Consider the following 17,316-nt stretch of genomic DNA (forward strand, 5'->3'; position numbering starts at 1 on the left):
GCTGCTACTTATTTGTCGTTAAGACAAACTACACCTGGAAGCTCTTTACCTTCCATGAATTCTAATGACGCACCGCCGCCAGTAGAAATGTGGCTCATTTTATCAGCCATACCGAATTTTTCAACAGCTGCTGCAGAGTCACCACCGCCGATAACAGAGTATGTATCTTCTGCATCTGCTAATGCTTGTCCTACTGCTTTTGTACCTTCTGCGAATGGAGTCATTTCGAATACACCCATTGGTCCATTCCATACAACAAGCTTAGAATTTTTAATTACATCTGCATAAATTTCACGTGTTTTAGGACCGATGTCCACGCCTTCCCAGTTAGAAGGGATAGAGTCGATACCAACGATTTTAGTTGTTGCAGTTTCAGAGAATTCCTCAGTGATTACAACATCAACTGGCATGTAGAAGTTTACGCCTTTTTCTTTTGCAAGTTGCATAAATTCTTTAGCTAGTTCGATCTTGTCGTCTTCACATAGAGATAGACCAATTTCATGACCTAAAGCTTTAACGAATGTGTAAGCAAGTCCACCACCGATGATTAAGTTATCTACTTTGTCTAATAGATGACGAATTACACCGATTTTATCTTTTACTTTCGCACCACCGATAATAGCTGTAAATGGACGTTCTGGGTTAGAAAGTGCTTTACCAAGTACATCTAACTCTTTTTCCATTAATAGACCAGATACTGCTGGTAGGTAGTCTGCGATACCTGCTGTAGAAGCGTGAGCACGGTGAGCTGCACCGAATGCATCGTTTACGAAGATGTCAGCAAGTGCTGCAAATTCTTTCGCAAGTTCTGCATCGTTCTTTTCTTCGCCCGCATAGAAACGTACGTTTTCAAGAACTAATACGTCGCCTTCGTTCATTGCTGCAACCATTTCTTGTGCAACTGGTCCGAATGCTTCGTCCGCTTTTTTAACGTCTTTACCAAGAAGCTCGCCTAAACGTGCTGCTACTGGAGTTAAACGCATTTCTTCTACTACTTGACCTTTTGGACGGCCTAAGTGACTTGCTAAAATAACTTTCGCACCTTGCTCTACTAAATATTGAATTGTAGGAAGAGCTGCACGGATACGAGTTTCATCTGTAATTTTGCCTTCTTTCATAGGTACGTTGAAATCAACGCGGCAAAATACACGCTTACCTTTTAAATCTACGTCACGAATTGATTTTTTGTTCATTGGATTTCCCTCCGACTACTAGTTAGGATTGACAAAACCCACTCAAAAGCTTAACACATTTGCTTTTAAAACGAAAGAAGAGAGAGAGGGAACAAACCCTCTCCCTCGTTTTGTCATTGATAACTTATATAATTAAGAATTAAAGACCTTTTGAAGTCATGTAAGCTGCTAGGTCTACTACGCGGTTAGAGTAACCAGTTTCGTTATCGTACCAAGAAAGTACTTTAACCATGTTACCTTCCATTACCATTGTAGATAATGCATCGATTGTAGAAGAAGCTGTACATCCGTTATAGTCGATAGATACTAATGGCTCTTCGCTGTATCCAAGGATACCTTTTAATTCACCTTCAGCTGCTGCTTTGAATGCTGCATTTACCTCTTCAACTGTTACTTCTTTGTCAAGTTCAACAACTAGGTCAACTAGAGAAACGTTAGCAGTTGGAACACGTACAGCGCCACCGTTTAATTTACCTTTAAGTTCTGGTAATACTAATGCTACAGCTTTAGCTGCACCAGTAGATGTTGGGATCATGTTTTCAGCTGCTGCACGAGCACGACGTAAATCTTTGTGTGGTAAGTCTAAGATTTGTTGGTCGTTAGTGTAAGAGTGAATTGTTGTCATCATTCCGCGTTTTACGCCGAATTTTTCGTTTAATACTTTAGCGAATGGAGCTAGACAGTTTGTAGTACAAGAAGCGTTAGATACTACGTTGTGGTTAGCTGCATCGTATTGTTCGTGGTTAACACCCATAACTACAGTGATATCTTCGTCAGAAGCTGGAGCTGAGATGATAACTTTCTTAACTGATCCACCTAAGTGTTTCTCAGCGTCTGATTTTTTAGTGAAACGGCCAGTAGATTCTACTACTACTTCTACTCCGTAGTCGCTCCATGGTAATTGAGCTGGGTCACGCTCAGCGATAACTTTAATTTCTTTACCGTTAACAACGATGCTGTTTTCGTTAGCAGATACTTCTGCATTTAAAGTTCCGTGAACTGTGTCATATTTTAAAAGGTGAGCTAATGTTTTAGCATCTGTTAAGTCGTTGATTGCTACTACTTCTACCTCAGAGTTGTTAAGAGCTGCGCGGAATACGTTACGTCCGATACGTCCAAATCCATTAATACCAATTTTAGTCATTTGAATTTCCTCCTTGGGGGATTATATTAAAGGGTAAAACCCTTTGTTAACTGTTTTGCTGCACCTTCATCTGTAATTAGAATTGAAGTGTGCCCTTGTTTAATTACAGCCTGTATTGCTTTTGCCTTTGAAGAACCTCCAGCGACTGCAACAACGTGAGATACATTTTGTAAATCCTCTAGTTGCATACCAACTGTTCTTACTTTATGAACAACATTTCCTTCTTCATTAAAGTAGTAACCGAAAGCTTCGCCAACTGCTTCGCTTGCCTGAATCTTTAACCAATCTGCTTCTGAAGTACTTCTGCGACGTGCCATTGTTAACGCATCACCTATTCCATGAATGACGATATTGGAAGATCGAATCAACTCAAGAACTTCTTTCACGGAAGGCTCTGTCACAATAGACGCATATGCTTCGCTACTAACATGGTCTGGAACATACAACAAGCGATAATTACTCATCGTATTTTGTGCCATCTTGGCACAAATGGTATTGGCTTCTAATTCGACGCCTTCTCCAATTCCACCACGTGCTGGGACAAATAGCATATGTAAATCTTTGCAATCAAGTTGCATCATGTCCGCAGCAGCAGCTAGCGTAGTTCCTCCAGCCACAGCAACGATATTATTCGCTGTCAGACGGTCTTTTATACAAGTCACACAAGCACGGCCCATCTCCAGTTTGACCCAAGGTGATTCATCACTATCACCAGGGACAACGAAAACTTCATCCAAGTCTAATGTTTCCTTAAGTTGCTTTTCTAAAACCTTTAACCCGGAAATTTCTTTCATAAAGTCTTCCAAAGCAAGAACTAAAGTTGTTCCTTCTTCTGTCAAAGTCATTCCAGAAGAAGCGACGTGAACTAAGTTTTGTTCTTTCAAAACTTGAACTTCACTTCGCAATACTCGTTCTGTCATACCGAGACTTGCTGATAAGTTTCTTCTTCCAATCGGCTGCATGAGCCTAATGTATTGAAGAATTTGCATTCTCGTTTGCATAACAGGTAGCAGATCAGGTAATAATTTTTTTGTATTCTGAATCCATGAGCGCATATCTTTTCTCCTCACTACATCGGTTCATTTTTCCTTCATGGTCACTTTACGTCCCGTAGTGACATTTTGTGTCCCACATAGGTTAAAAAAATAATCCCTGCTACGTGTATTATTGTAACAGGAGATAGAAACTTATTCAACTCTTAACTGCATTCTTTATATAGTTTATTATGACACCTTTGTGAATGTTACCATATTCTACTTGTTTTCCGTCCATTTCTACAACCGGAATCATTAAGTGATATTTTTCTAAAAGGTCATTATCTTCATATATATCTATTTCCTCGATTTGAAAAGAATATTCACATTGTACTTCCTTTAAAACTTGTTTCGCCTTCACGCAAAGGCCACAATCTTTTTTAGTATACAGTACAACTTTCATCTTCTTCACCTATCCGATCGTTTTTCGTAATGACGAAGCTGGGATATGCATTTGTTCTCTATACTTCGCCACTGTTCTTCGAGAAATAACAATTTCGTGCTCTTCTTCTAATAATTTTGAAATCTTTTGATCCGAAAGTGGCTTTTTCTTATCCTCTGCCCCAATTAGCGTTTGAATAAATTGTTTTACACGTTTTGTAGAAACTGCTTCATCTTCAGTCGTCGAAACGGCATTGCTAAAGAACGATTTCATCTCAAATAAACCGTGTGGTGTTTGCACATATTTATTTCGCGTCGCACGACTAATTGTCGATTCATGCACACTTAACTCTTCCGCTACCTCTTTTAAAGCGAGAGGTCTTAAATACTCTGGACCTTTCCAGAAGAAATCACGTTGTTTTTCCATAATAATAGTCATTACTTGCAGCAATGTCTGTTTTCTCTGCTTCAAACTGCGCATAATCCACTGCACATGCTGATACTTTTCTGATACGTAAGATGCTACTTCACTTTCACTATTATTAAGAAGCGCACTATATTCAGAATGAATTTCAATTCTCGGCATATTTCTCTCGTTCATTTGTAAGACGAGGCGATCGCCATCTTTTTTCACCGCCATATCAGGTACAATGTAAAGTGGTTTATCTGAAGAAAACGCAAGACCTGGTTTTGGTTGTAATGACGTTATACAATTTACCGCACTCTGCAATTCCTCATTACTACACTTCAACACTTGAACGAGCTTTCGCCAATCTTTCTTCACGAAATAAGCGAAATGATCTTCTACAACCTCTTCTGCTAATCCATTACGTCTTTGTAAGCGCTTCAATTGCAAAGTTAAACATTCCTGAATATTACGCGCCCCTACCCCTGCTGGCTCCAGTGATTGGACAAGCTCTACAGAACGGTCGACTACATGAATATGTGCAGAAAGGAGCTCTGCTAACTCTTCATTCGTTTCTTGTAAATATCCATTTCCATCCATGTTCATAATAATGAAAGAAGCTACTTTTCGCTCTTCTTCATCTATTTTATAATACTGTATTTGATTTAATAAATGTTGCTGAATCGTTGTAGAATCCACACTGTAGATCTCCATCTGATTCTCGACTTGTTTGCTGGTACTTTTACTGTTGTTAGAGCTCTTTTTCTTCTCCCTCTCAAAACCACCTAACTCAATAAGGGGATTCTCTAACGATTGCTCATACAAAAAATCCGATAATTCTTGTACATTATACTGGAGCATTGTAATCGCTTGCCTTAACTCTTGTGTCATTGCCAAACGTAAGCTTTGTTCTTGTAAAAGACTTGCCTTCAAACTAATCTCCCCCTTGTTTCTATTGTACAATAAGTTTGGTAAAAGGAGAATCCTCACGCAGACACCCATTCCAAAATATTATTAATTTATATGTATTAATGAGATTTACAACTTACAACCGAAATTTGAATAATATTGAAAGAAAATAATAAAGTTAAAAAATTATTATCAAGTACTAATAGTAAATCTTATTACTAGATATAACAAGAGGGAAATAAAAAAAGTCCTAACCTACAAAACGTAAGTTAGGACTTTTTGACGCGCCCAGAGGGATTCGAACCCCCGGCAGACGTGGTACCGGAAACCACCGCTCTATCCGACTGAGCTATGGGCGCATGATTATAGAAAACACTTCATTTTCTTCTCATAATAATAGCAATAAAATCCATCTAAATCAATAAAAATATCCCCATAATACCTTATGCACCTTAGAACCTGTCTGAAATCTATGATATAATCTATACAAAAAAGGATGTTTCCTAATGATACATGATTATACCAGTAATATTACTCGTAAACAGTTTGAACTGATTCGTGAAGATTTAGAAAATGCACGGAAAACGACGCGCCCACGCACAGTTGATTTGTACGAGGTATTCTGCGGTGTACTATATTTGCTTACGACAGGTTGTCAATGGCGTAATCTGCCAAGGGACTTTCCAAACTGGAAAACCGTCTATTCCTACTACCAGATTTGGCGGAAAGTAGACGAGAATGGCATAAGTCTTCTTGAAAAAGTGCATAAAAAAATTGATCGAAACCTATCGTGAACAAGAGGGTCGAAAAAAACAGACAAGCTTCTGCATCGTAGATGCACAAAGTGTAAAAAACACATGGATAGCGAGTGAAAAAGGCTACGATGCGGGAAAGAAAGTATCAGGAATCAAACGACATATCGCTGTAGACACCAATGGTCTCATTCATGCGATTGAAGTAACAACTGCGAATATAACAGATCGAGAAGGTGCTATCCAAATGTGTGAAAAGCATAAAAAATCATTGGACAAAGTGACAAATATACTTTGTGATGGTGGATATACGGGCCCATCATTTGCACAATCGATAAAAGAAACGATTCATTGTTCAGTTGAAATTATCAAACGCTCGGAACTTCACAAGTTTGTTGTGTTACCCAAACGCTGGATCGTAGAGCGAACTTTTGCTTGGTTGGAAAATTACCGCAGACTGTGGAAAAACTGTGAACGAACACTTGAAAACAGTAGACAAAGTTGCTTATTGGCAGGTGTGGCAATTTTATTGAAAAGATTCTAGACAGGTTCTTAGCTAAAAGCATATAAAATCTATTCCACTCCTAAATTTTCCAATCATAAATTCACCCCAACTCACAAATTATAATCTTTGAATTGATATTCCAAAGGGGGCTTCATTCAATGACTGTAATTACAAAATTAAAGCAAACTGTTTCTGGATTAAAAAGTGCACAAGCTAGCTTAAAGGGATTCGCTCTTGATACGGATAACCAACAAGCGAAGCAACTTTTCCAAACAGCTGCGCAGCAAACACAAACGATTATCGATTCTTTAAAAACCCACGCGTTGAAGAAGTCCAACAAGAAGAACCACAATACTCACAGCAATAACGAATCGGTCTTGCTGTGAAATAGAAAAAGGATGATATGCAGTCATCCTTTTTCTATCACATTACATATTGCAATAGAAATGGAATGATAATTATGCGAAAACTCGGCCTCATAACCGCATTATTTGCACTTCTATTTAGCTCTTTTACCGGATGTGATAATAGTCCTTTAGATAAAAAAGTGAAAGAAGAAGCAAAACGAACGGAGAAAGAAAAAGGTCCAAAGTTAACAAAGACGAGTACGGAATCCTTTAATCAATCTATATCACAAGGAGCGAAAAAAAGAGCTCTCGCTATGGATGAAATTATAAAAAGCACAGCAGTGAATTCAAATTTAGATCTCTACATAGCAGTTACACCTGAGCATCACGAAAGGTTTGGATTAAAGCCGCTGCGTAAAAAGCTTCAAAAGCAACTAAGTGATGAGCACCCTACTTTCGATGTTCGTGTCAGTACAGATAAAAAAATCTTTATGTTACTCGAAAAACTCGAAAGAAAAATTAAGGAAAAAGAAGTATCTAAAGATGAAATTAATAAACAATTAAAATTCATTGGTAAAAAAATGGAGTCTAACACTTAACGCTTTTTAAAAGAAAAGGAAGGATTGCAATGGCTAGTAAAGATAAAAACTTAACCCCTGTACAACAGGAGTATAAAAAATTCGAACAAGAACGCGAACCGAAACGACCTGTCTTAAAAAATTGTATAAAAGCCTTTTTCGTCGGTGGTTTTATTTGCTTCATCGGACAACTCATTTCTACTTTTTACATCACATATTTTGATTTCACTGAACGCTCAGCAGGCAATCCAACAGTCGCAACTCTCATTTTCATCTCCATGTTACTAACTGGATTTGGTATATACGATCGTTTTGGACAGTTTGCCGGAGCAGGTACAGCTGTACCTGTTACTGGATTTGGTAACTCTGTTATTGCCGCATGTATTGAGCATCGAACGGAAGGATTTGTCCTTGGCGTTGGCGGCAATATGTTTAAACTAGCTGGTTCTGTTATTTTATTTGGTGTATTTTCCGCTTTCGTCATCGCACTTATTAAAACTATTCTCGTTCAATGGGGAGGGCTATAAATGTTACAAGGACACCGAACGTGGGTATTTGAAAACAAACCAGTCATTATCTCAACAGGGGTTGTCGGTGGACCATTTGAAGCAAAGGGGAACATCCCAGAAGACTTCGATATCCTTCATGAAGATTTATGGCTCGGACAAGATTCCTATGAAAAAGCACATAAAATTTTATTCGAAGAAGCTTGTAGTCGCGCTACTGAAAAAGCAGAGCTTCGTAAAGATGATATTCAATTCATACTCGCAGGAGATTTAATTAATCAAATTACTCCAACAAGCTTTGCTTGCCGCACACTGGGCACTCCTTATCTCGGATTATTCGGGGCTTGCTCTACTTCTATGGAAGGTTTAGCACTTGGGGCAAGTATCGTAAATGCAAAAGGTGCAAAATATTTATTAACTGGAGCTTCAAGCCATAATACTGCTGTAGAAAAACAATTCCGCTACCCTACCGAATACGGTGGACAAAAGCCGCCTACTGCACAGTGGACAGTAACCGGAGCAGGAGCCGCTATTTTAAGCGATACTGGCCATGGTCCAAGAGTAACATCTGCAACGATTGGGCGAGTTGTTGATATGGGATTAACGGATCCGTTTAATATGGGAGGCGCAATGGCTCCAGCTGCAGTTGATACAATTGAAGCCCATTTACGTGAACGCCAAATTGATGCCTCTTACTACGATTTAATCGTAACAGGCGATCTCGGACATGTAGGACGCGAAATTGCTTATGACTTACTACATAAACACGGAACGAAAGTAACGAGCGAACAATTTCAAGATTGCGGAATTATCATTTATAGAGAAGGACAACCTGTCATAGCTGGTGCTAGTGGGCCTGGATGTTCCGCAACAGTCGTGTACGGTCATTTATTAAACCGAATGAAAAGAGGAGAGTTCAAAAAAATACTTGTCGTTGCGACAGGCGCTTTACTATCTCCACTTACATTCCAACAAGAAGAAACGATTCCGTGTATCGCTCATGCCGTTTCGATTGAATTTGGAGGTGCAACGCAATGATTTTTTTCTGGGCTTTCGTCATTGGCGGACTCATATGTGTAATCGGCCAACTTATGTTTGATGTCGGCAAACTAACACCCGCTCATACAATGGCAACACTCGTTGTTGCTGGAGCTATATTAGATGGATTTAATTTGTATGAGCCATTAATTGATTTCGCTGGAGCCGGGGCAACTGTACCTATTACAAGCTTTGGTAATGCCCTCGTTCATGGCGCAATGGAAGAAGCTGCAAAACATGGCATCGTTGGCGTTATTACCGGCATGTTTAAAGTAACGAGCGCCGGTGTATCAGCAGCTATTATTTTCGGCTTCATTGGAGCATTATTATTCAAACCGAAAGGATAAAAGGTGTTTATATGACTGTTATCGCTAGCGTAAAAACTTGCCTTGCTAGTGTAAGGGGCGCCCAAGCAAGTTTAAGCTCCCTTTCATTAAATTCACAAGACGAAGAATCAAAACGCGTATTTCATGAATGTATGTTAGAAATGGACAGCATCATCGCTGATTTAAAGGATAGAATTTCAGTATTAGAACGTGAAGAACCTCAATATAAAGGGTTTTAAGTAGACTGGAGGAAACGACTATGTCTCACCTGCCGGAATGGACACTTGTCATTCTTCGCTCTGTATTCATATTAATTATTTTATTCGCTATTACGAAATGGTTAGGGAAAAGACAAATCTCTCAGCTTTCCTTTTTTGAATACATAGCCGGAATGACGATTGGTGACATCGCTGCCCAAGTATCTACAGGGCTCGATTCAAAATTTTTTCACGGCGTCTTTGCGATACTCATTTTCGCTGTGGTACCTTTTTTAACAGGAATCCTCTCTTTAAAGAACAAAACAGCTCGGGACTTCTTTGAAGGGAAATCTACCGTATTAATAAAAGACGGAAAGATACTCGAAGATAACTTGAAGAAAGAAAAATATACGAGTGACGAATTACTGGAACTTCTCCGTGGAAAAAGTGCGTTCAGCGTAGCTGAAGTCGAATTTGCTGTCTTAGAACCAAGCGGAGAATTAAATGTATTATTAAAGAAAGATTCCCAGCCACTTACAGCAAAAGACATCGGTTTAAAAGTACCAAACGAGAAAGAACCACAAACTGTTATTATGGATGGAAATGTACTAGATGAACCTCTTTCAGCAAGCGGACATAACCGCGCTTGGCTACATTCAGAATTAGAAAAACTCGGTGTTGTTATTGAAAATGTCTTCCTCGGTCAAGTGGATTCATACGGACAACTTACTATCGACATTTACAATGACAAACTCCAGATGCCTTCTCCTCAAAACAAACCTTTATTATTAGCATCTTTAAAAAAATGTCATGCTGATCTTGAACTATTTTCCTTAGAAACAAAGTCGAAATCAGCAAGCGAAATGTATAGTAAAAACGCGAAACAAATCGAAAAGATTTTAAATAAAGTAACCTATCTTTTAAAAGACTAATTATCGAAAGAACGCTTCAGTTAAAAGGCGTTCTTTTCTTTTTTCTCCAGTTTTCATAACGTTTAAATTTATGTAATTCGGTTATGATGTTGAAGATACATAAGCAGGGAATTTCGAAAACATAGCGAATATTTCATGGTACAACTACATATTTTTTTGATTTAAAGTGGTTTCGTTTGACCTTTATTGACCATAATTGTATTATAAGACTAAGAAAGCTTTATAAGGAGGAAATAACAGATGAATTTAATTCCTACAGTAATTGAACAAACAAATCGTGGAGAACGCGCTTACGATATTTACTCTCGACTATTAAAAGACCGCATCATTATGCTTGGTAGTGCAATTGATGACAACGTAGCTAACTCAATCGTTTCCCAGCTTTTATTCTTGGAATCTCAAGATCCAGAAAAAGATATTCACATCTACATCAACAGCCCTGGTGGTTCTATCACAGCGGGTATGGCAATCTATGATACAATGCAGTTTATTAAACCACAAGTATCAACAATCTGTATCGGTATGGCTGCATCTATGGGTGCATTCTTACTTGCAGCAGGTGAAAAAGGAAAACGTTATGCACTTCCAAACAGTGAAGTAATGATTCACCAACCACTTGGTGGAGCACAAGGTCAAGCGACTGAAATCGAAATCGCTGCAAAACGTATCCTATTCTTACGTGAAAAACTAAACCAAATTCTTGCTGACCGCACTGGTCAACCACTTGAAGTACTACAACGCGACACAGACCGCGACAACTTCATGACAGCAGAAAAAGCTTTAGAATACGGTTTAATCGATAAGATCTTTACAAATCGTTAATAACTAAAAGCGAAAGCGGCTCGTTTAGAATCGCAGGGCGATGGAGCACCTGATTCCGAGGCGCTTTTTGCCTCGAATGAAGGGGCGAAGCGACCGGAGATTCTAGCCGCTGGAGCTGGATACATAAAAAAGCGCCCTATTACAGGGCGCTTTTTTATTATCATGCACCTCCGTCTGGATACCCACCCTGGTATTCACCTAAATATATCAACGATTTTTCAATTATATCGAACAAAACTTAAATTATATCAACGATTTTTTTAATATATCAACGGTTCGACACAACATATCAATTTACCGACAATCCACGACAAGGACAAACCACCTACATACCCCCTATCCCAAAAACTCCCTTTAAGTAAACCGCAAAAACAAAAAGCTATCGCATATACGCGATAGCTTCTTATTGTACATATGCAGCTAATGCTTCTAAAGCCTCTTCTGCATCTGAACCTTCTGTTGTAATTGTTATCATGCTTCCAGTTCCAATTGCTAAGCTCATAATCCCCATTATGCTCTTTGCATTTACTGTCTTTCCATCTTTCTCGATGAAGATATCTGCATGAAAGCGATTTGCCTCTTGTACAAACAACGCAGCCGGACGTGCTTGTAAACCGTTTTTTAATGAAACCTGAACTCGTTTTTGAACCACAGCTCCATTTCCCCTTTAACCTCTTATTTTTTTACTAACGTTTCCCCCGCGCGTAATTTCTCTGCGATTTCATCGATTTTACGCAAACGATGATTAATACCCGACTTACTAATCTTCCCCCCGGATACCATCTCACCTAACTCTTTCAATGTTACATCTTGATAATCTCTTCGTAATTGTGCAATCTCTTGTAATTTATCCGGCAAAATATCAAGACCAACTGTCTCATCAATATAACGAATATTTTCAATCTGTCTTAGTGCTGCACCAATTGTTTTATTTAAATTAGCTGTTTCGCAGTTCACTAAACGATTTACAGAATTACGCATATCACGTACGATTCGAATATCTTCAAATCTTAAAAGTGCATTATGAGCACCTATAATATTTAAAAACTCTGTAATTTTTTCTGCTTCTTTCAAATACGTAATGTACCCTTTTCTTCTTTCCAACGTCTTACTATTTAAATCAAATCCGTTCATCAGTTCACATATAGCATCATTATGTTCCTTATATAACGAAAAGATTTCTAAATGATAAGATGATGTTTCTGGGTTATTTACTGAACCACCTGCTAAAAATGCGCCACGTAAGTACGATCGTTTACAACATTTCTTCTCAATCAATTCTTGTGATATATTTCGAATAAATGAAAAGTCATCTCGAACGATATGAAGATCAGCTAATATTTCGCGAGACTTCTCAACAAGCCGCACAATATATACATTATTTTTCTTCAAGCGCATTTTTTTACGGACAAGCAATTCTACCGTCACGTCATATCCTTTTTTCAAAAGCGTATAAATCCTTCTTGCAATTGCCGCATTTTCCGTTTGAATATCGATAGATAGACGACGGTTTGAAAAAGAAAGCGACCCGTTCATTCGAAGTAACGCTGATAATTCTGCTTTCTCACAGCATTCCTTCATCTCAAGATTCGTCAACTCTTTCTTTGTTTCTGATGCAAATGACACAGTCAACACCTCCTTATACGATTATTATGGAACAAAATTCTTGTCCTATATGAATGAGGAGCGCTACCTCAAACGAGGCAACGCATATTTATAACAATGAATATAAAATGGACGCTAACTTTAACGTATCATGCCTTACAACATGATCATCATACTTCGCTAATCCCTCTTGAATAACATCAATATTATTTTCAACAAAACGTTCTTCATCCACTACAACTGGTGTAGACATTTCTTCCTCATATGACTTGCGTAATTCACAAGGAATCTCACGGTTATTTACAATTGCAGTATTGATAAATGGTTGCCCTAAATGATCGTGTAACGCCTGCACATGATCAAAAGCAGTATATCCCATCGTTTCACCCGCTTGTGTCATAACGTTACATACATATACCTTCTTCGCCTTTGCAGCAAGAACAGCGTCTCCAATTTTGTTAACAACTAAATTGGGCAATATACTCGTATACAAACTTCCAGGACCGAAAACAAGTAAATCAGCTCGTTTAATCTCAGCCAACGTTTCATGCAATGGCTCTACATCTTCTGGAGTTAAAAAGACACGATTAATCTTCTTTCCGTAATAAGGAATCTTTGATTCACCTGTTACAATTTCCCCATCTTCAAGTTCCGCATGAAGTACCGCACTTTGATTCGCTGCTGGTAATACACGTCCTCTGACATTTAATACTTTACTTGTTTCTGTAATTGCATGGAAAAAGTCTCCTGTAATCGAGGTCATACCTGCCAACAATAGATTTCCTAACGCATGACCTTTCAGTCCGTCTCCTGTTGTGAAACGGTGCTGAAATAAAGCTTCCACCAGTGGCTCTACATCCGATAACGCAACAAGTACGTTACGGATGTCACCTGGAGGTGGAATTTCTAGCTCATCACGTAATCTACCCGAACTGCCACCATCATCAGCAATTGTAACAACTGCTGTAATATCAACAGGATATTGCTTTAATCCTCTTAATAAAACAGAGAGTCCAGTTCCGCCTCCCATGATGACAATTTTAGGCTTTCTCTCTTTTTTCATCCCTTAATGGCCCTTTCTCTTCTCCACATCACGATGAGATACATGAACACTATACTCTGGTTTCAAATGTTTCCCAAGGTATTCTGTAAGCGTAACAGAACGATGCTGTCCACCTGTACATCCAATTGCAATTACAAGTTGACTTTTGCCTTCTCTTTTATAATGAGGCAGCATGAAAGTAATCAGATCCGTCAACTTCTCTAAAAACTTATGTGTCTCATTAAATTTCAGTACATACGAAGAAACTTCTTCATCTAGTCCTGTTAATGGCTTCATGTGTGGAATGTAATATGGATTTGGTAAAAAACGAACATCAAATACTAAATCTGCATCAATTGGAATACCGTACTTAAATCCAAATGACATAACATTTACACGAAATGCTTGCTCAGTTTCTGTTGAGAACAAGTGAACAATTTTTTCACGTAATTCTTTCGGTTTTAAATCCGATGTATCAAGCACAATATTCGCTCGTGCCTTCATATCTGTTAATAAATTACGCTCTGCTTCGATTCCCTTTAACGGCAAACCAGTTGGTGCAAGTGGATGCGAACGTCTCGTTTCTTTATAACGAGTTACAAGCGTACTATCTTTCGCATCTAAAAATAAAATATGAGGAATAATCCATGTACGTTCTGATAAATCATCAAGTGCTCCCCATAAATGTTCAAAAAACTCGCGGCCACGTAAATCAATACCAAGTGCCACTTTATTCATTTTCCCTTTTGAATCCGCCATAAGCTCAATAAACTTCGGCAATAACATCGGTGGTAAATTATCCACACAAAAATATCCTAAATCTTCAAAACTTTGTAAAGCTACTGTTTTTCCAGCTCCAGACATCCCTGTAATAATTACCATTTTTATATCATTATTCTCTGTCATTGTATCCTCTCCTTGACGGTTTAACTCGGATCTAATCGATATGAAAGCAACTCAAAATCTGGGGTATATACAAATGTACCGTAGATTATGCCATTTCCTTTAATTAAATAATCAATAATGTGATAATCTCCTGGCGCCATTGCTAAATCATCAATTTTATCAAATGTATGCCAACCAATGATGCCTTCTTCGCTCTCTAGTTTGTTTTCTCCTGCAAAATCTGTCGCTAAAAAGGAGAACATCATCCATTCAGAAACAACTTTATCACCTTCTTGGATGACAAAGGTGAAGACCCCCTTTAACGCTGGGTTTTTCAAATAAATACCTGTTTCTTCACGATACTCGCGAACAACGGAATCTCTTACAGTCTCACCACGCTCCATTTTCCCGCCTGGTGCAACCCACCAATTTCGGCGAGGTTTTTGGAGTAAGAGTACTTCATTATCTCTAATTAACACACAGTTTGTCACTCTTTGCATGTTTCTTCACCTCAGCTACTTGCAGTAAAATTCCTCACTGCATACTTCTTTCATTATACTATCAAAAACAGTTTGCTACAACGAAGGAGCCAGTCCTCTTTCGCTAAGCATATGCTACTCAGCAATTTTAAAAAAGCTTTCTATAACAAGCAATGTAAATGCTTATACTTTGAATGAATAGCATGAAAAATCCCCTTAACGATTTTTATCGCCAAGGGGATTAAAGTACTTATTTCTTACCGAAATAAGTAACAATCGCAAATCCTAAAACAAAGGTAATAATTGAACTTATAATTGAAAATCCGCCAGTCGGAATCCCAGGGAATACAATTACAATCGAACCGATTACAAGTCCAATAATTGCCGCAAATGTCATACTTTTATAACGATCTAATAAAAAACTAATGCCTTTACTACTTACAACAAATCCAACCATAACACCAGCACCGATAACCACGATTAAAGGTAAGTTAAGTGTAGTTAAAGCGTTAATTGCTGTTGGATACACACCAATAATTAATAAAATAAACGATCCACTAATTCCAGGAAGCAGCATGGCCATACTAGCCATCCATCCTGCGAAAAATAAACCAATTGCATTTAAAATTGTTAACGTCGTAATTGGATCTGCTGCCTTATCTGGTTTAAAGAAAGCTGTAATCGCAACAAGAATTGCTGCAACTATTAATAAAACGATGTGCTTACCTTTAAACGACGACTTTGCATCAGCTTCCCTCATTAACATCGGTAATATACTAATAATTAAACCGAGAAAGAAAAATTGAGTCGGTTCATAATGATTTGCAAGTAAATATTTAATAACGTGACTTAACGTTAAAAATGCCGCTGCCACACCAGCTGCAAGTGGAATTAAAAATCCTAAATGTTTTTTCCATTCACGACTAAAGAATCCACTAATTGCCGCAAGCAATTGTTCATAAATCCCTAACACAACAGCGATTGTACCGCCGCTCACACCAGGAATTAAATCACTAACGCCCATACAAAATCCACGATATATATTACGCCATTCCATACTGAATAAATTCCTCATTTCTTATAGTGATTTTTTCCGTAAAGTCCAGTATATCAATAAGAAAGCTTATAATCCTTATATTTTTTGACAAAACTTTGACATTTTCACACAAAAAAAAGAAGAAAGCTCCTGTCGGTAGCTTTCTTCTCACAAGGTATATTATCCCTTATTTTTCTGATACAGTTTTTAATTCCTCTAATAATTCTTCTACGTAATGTTGTGCACTTTGCGCTGCAATACTACCGTCACCTGTTGCAGTTACAATTTGACGAAGCATTTTTTCACGAACATCACCAGCTGCGAAAATACCAGGAATTTTTGTTTCCATACGCTCGTTCGTTTCAAGGTAACCATTTTCATTTGTAATACCTAGTTCAACAAATGGTTTTGATAAAGGTAACATACCGATGTATACGAATACGCCGTCAGTTTTGACTTCTTTCTCTTCTCCACTATTTACGTCCACAAGTGTTACACTTCCTACTTTACCACTTGCTTCGTTGATTTCTTTTATCGTGTGGTTCCAAATGAAATCTACTTTTTCGTTTTGGAAAGCACGGTCTTGTAAAATTTTCTGTGCACGAAGCGTGTCACGACGGTGAACGATCGTTACTTTTGATGCGAAGCGCGTTAAGAACACACCCTCTTCAACAGCAGAATCTCCACCGCCAATTACGATAAGTTCTTTTCCTTTAAAGAATGCTCCGTCACATACTGCACAATATGATACACCGCGGCCGCCAAGTTCTGTTTCACCCGGTACACCAATTTTTTTATACTCTGCACCGCTTGCAACGATAATTGCACGTGCTTTATATTCTTTTTTACCAGCAATAATTGTTTTGTATTCCTTACCATCGATGACTTCTTTCACATCACCGTATGCATATTCAGCACCAAATTTCTTCGCATGCTCGAACATTTTATTTGATAAATCTGGTCCTAAAATAGACTCATAACCTGGGTAGTTTTCTACATCTTCCGTGTTTGCCATTTGGCCACCTGGAATACCACGCTCAAGCATTAATGTGCTTAAATTTGCACGAGATGTATATACTGCAGCTGTCATACCAGCTGGTCCTGCACCAATAATAACGACATCATAAATTTTTTCTTCTGACACACTATTCACTCCTATCCATTCCTACACAATTAAGTTACCCTCATTATACTGTTAG

Annotated in this window: 20 protein-coding genes, 1 tRNA gene and 1 pseudogene; 9 read left to right on the plus strand and 13 right to left on the minus strand. The window is 38.2% G+C overall.

Going from position 1 to position 17,316, the window contains the following annotated elements; translation table 11 throughout:
* Positions 1-8: 8 nt before the first annotated feature.
* The 6 genes from V6946_RS27260 to V6946_RS27285 form a co-directional block, all read right to left on the minus strand.
* Positions 9-1,193 carry a phosphoglycerate kinase gene (locus V6946_RS27260; RefSeq protein ID WP_001036350.1) on the minus strand — a complete coding sequence of 395 codons (1,185 nt, stop codon included), beginning with the start codon at positions 1,191-1,193 and terminating at the stop codon, positions 9-11.
* A 139-nt stretch (positions 1,194-1,332) separates the two neighbouring features.
* Complete coding sequence (gene gap, locus V6946_RS27265; RefSeq protein ID WP_000161236.1) at positions 1,333-2,337, minus strand: type I glyceraldehyde-3-phosphate dehydrogenase; 1,005 nt, start codon at positions 2,335-2,337, stop codon at positions 1,333-1,335.
* Between the two features lie 26 nt (positions 2,338-2,363).
* Positions 2,364-3,392 carry a gapA transcriptional regulator CggR gene (cggR, locus tag V6946_RS27270; RefSeq protein WP_001258190.1) on the minus strand — a complete coding sequence of 343 codons (1,029 nt, stop codon included), beginning with the start codon at positions 3,390-3,392 and terminating at the stop codon, positions 2,364-2,366.
* A 136-nt stretch (positions 3,393-3,528) separates the two neighbouring features.
* Positions 3,529-3,774, minus strand: coding sequence for a glutaredoxin family protein (locus V6946_RS27275; protein WP_000869726.1), 246 nt, complete (start codon positions 3,772-3,774; stop codon positions 3,529-3,531).
* A 9-nt stretch (positions 3,775-3,783) separates the two neighbouring features.
* Positions 3,784-5,091, minus strand: a complete 1,308-nt coding sequence (gene rpoN, locus V6946_RS27280; RefSeq protein WP_366982093.1) for an RNA polymerase factor sigma-54 — start codon at positions 5,089-5,091, stop codon at positions 3,784-3,786.
* A 259-nt stretch (positions 5,092-5,350) separates the two neighbouring features.
* Positions 5,351-5,426 (minus strand) — tRNA-Arg (locus V6946_RS27285).
* 147 nt (positions 5,427-5,573) lie between these two features.
* Between V6946_RS27285 and V6946_RS27290 the strand changes: the two genes are divergently transcribed.
* The 9 genes and pseudogenes from V6946_RS27290 (at position 5,574) to clpP (ending at position 11,070) form a co-directional block, all read left to right on the plus strand.
* A protein-coding gene (locus V6946_RS27290; protein ID WP_372584424.1) for an IS5 family transposase occupies positions 5,574-6,363 on the plus strand; the annotation gives its coding sequence in 2 pieces (ribosomal slippage) (positions 5,574-5,831 and positions 5,833-6,363; 789 coding nt in all).
* 119 nt (positions 6,364-6,482) lie between these two features.
* Positions 6,483-6,691: pseudogene (locus tag V6946_RS27295) on the plus strand (DUF1657 domain-containing protein).
* 93 nt (positions 6,692-6,784) lie between these two features.
* On the plus strand, positions 6,785-7,270 hold the full coding sequence (locus tag V6946_RS27300) for a YhcN/YlaJ family sporulation lipoprotein (RefSeq protein WP_001228545.1): 486 nt from the start codon (positions 6,785-6,787) through the stop codon (positions 7,268-7,270).
* 29 nt (positions 7,271-7,299) lie between these two features.
* Positions 7,300-7,776 carry a stage V sporulation protein AC gene (gene spoVAC / locus V6946_RS27305; RefSeq protein ID WP_000146953.1) on the plus strand — a complete coding sequence of 159 codons (477 nt, stop codon included), beginning with the start codon at positions 7,300-7,302 and terminating at the stop codon, positions 7,774-7,776.
* Positions 7,777-8,793 carry a stage V sporulation protein AD gene (gene spoVAD, locus V6946_RS27310; RefSeq protein WP_000938968.1) on the plus strand — a complete coding sequence of 339 codons (1,017 nt, stop codon included), beginning with the start codon at positions 7,777-7,779 and terminating at the stop codon, positions 8,791-8,793. It begins immediately after the preceding gene.
* Positions 8,790-9,140, plus strand: a complete 351-nt coding sequence (gene spoVAE, locus V6946_RS27315) for a stage V sporulation protein AE (protein WP_000575919.1) — start codon at positions 8,790-8,792, stop codon at positions 9,138-9,140. Before spoVAD ends, spoVAE begins: the two co-directional genes overlap by 4 nt.
* An 11-nt stretch (positions 9,141-9,151) precedes the next feature.
* Entirely contained in the window at positions 9,152-9,358 is a 207-nt protein-coding gene (locus tag V6946_RS27320) for a DUF1657 domain-containing protein (RefSeq protein WP_000215907.1), read from the plus strand.
* Positions 9,359-9,378: 20 nt separating this feature from the next.
* Complete coding sequence (locus V6946_RS27325) at positions 9,379-10,248, plus strand: DUF421 domain-containing protein (RefSeq protein ID WP_000018924.1); 870 nt, start codon at positions 9,379-9,381, stop codon at positions 10,246-10,248.
* 240 nt (positions 10,249-10,488) lie between these two features.
* Positions 10,489-11,070 (plus strand): ATP-dependent Clp endopeptidase proteolytic subunit ClpP, encoded by a 582-nt coding sequence (gene clpP / locus V6946_RS27330; protein WP_001049162.1) that lies wholly within the window; start codon positions 10,489-10,491, stop codon positions 11,068-11,070.
* A 403-nt stretch (positions 11,071-11,473) separates the two neighbouring features.
* Here the strand turns inward: clpP and V6946_RS27335 are convergent, their stop codons facing one another.
* The 7 genes from V6946_RS27335 to trxB form a co-directional block, all read right to left on the minus strand.
* Positions 11,474-11,722, minus strand: a complete 249-nt coding sequence (locus V6946_RS27335) for an HPr family phosphocarrier protein (protein ID WP_000250307.1) — start codon at positions 11,720-11,722, stop codon at positions 11,474-11,476.
* Positions 11,723-11,745: 23 nt separating this feature from the next.
* Complete coding sequence (gene whiA / locus V6946_RS27340; protein WP_000006558.1) at positions 11,746-12,696, minus strand: DNA-binding protein WhiA; 951 nt, start codon at positions 12,694-12,696, stop codon at positions 11,746-11,748.
* Positions 12,697-12,784: 88 nt separating this feature from the next.
* The gene (gene yvcK / locus V6946_RS27345; RefSeq protein ID WP_000712188.1) at positions 12,785-13,738 is read right to left on the minus strand and encodes a YvcK family protein; all 954 of its coding nucleotides are present in this window, start codon (positions 13,736-13,738) and stop codon (positions 12,785-12,787) included.
* A 3-nt stretch (positions 13,739-13,741) separates the two neighbouring features.
* Positions 13,742-14,623, minus strand: coding sequence for an RNase adapter RapZ (rapZ, locus tag V6946_RS27350; protein WP_000138459.1), 882 nt, complete (start codon positions 14,621-14,623; stop codon positions 13,742-13,744).
* 20 nt (positions 14,624-14,643) lie between these two features.
* Positions 14,644-15,102 (minus strand): 8-oxo-dGTP diphosphatase, encoded by a 459-nt coding sequence (locus V6946_RS27355; protein ID WP_001190080.1) that lies wholly within the window; start codon positions 15,100-15,102, stop codon positions 14,644-14,646.
* A gap of 229 nt (positions 15,103-15,331) precedes the next feature.
* A complete protein-coding gene (locus V6946_RS27360; protein WP_000455197.1) occupies positions 15,332-16,138 on the minus strand; it encodes a DUF368 domain-containing protein in 807 nt (268 codons plus the stop codon).
* Positions 16,139-16,304: 166 nt separating this feature from the next.
* A complete protein-coding gene (trxB, locus tag V6946_RS27365) occupies positions 16,305-17,261 on the minus strand; it encodes a thioredoxin-disulfide reductase (protein ID WP_001288078.1) in 957 nt (318 codons plus the stop codon).
* Positions 17,262-17,316 lie beyond the last annotated feature (55 nt).

Origin of the sequence: Bacillus sp. PPSBB_2 (assembly GCF_045291115.1) — a bacterium.
Classification (GTDB): domain Bacteria; phylum Bacillota; class Bacilli; order Bacillales; family Bacillaceae_G; genus Bacillus_A; species Bacillus_A cereus.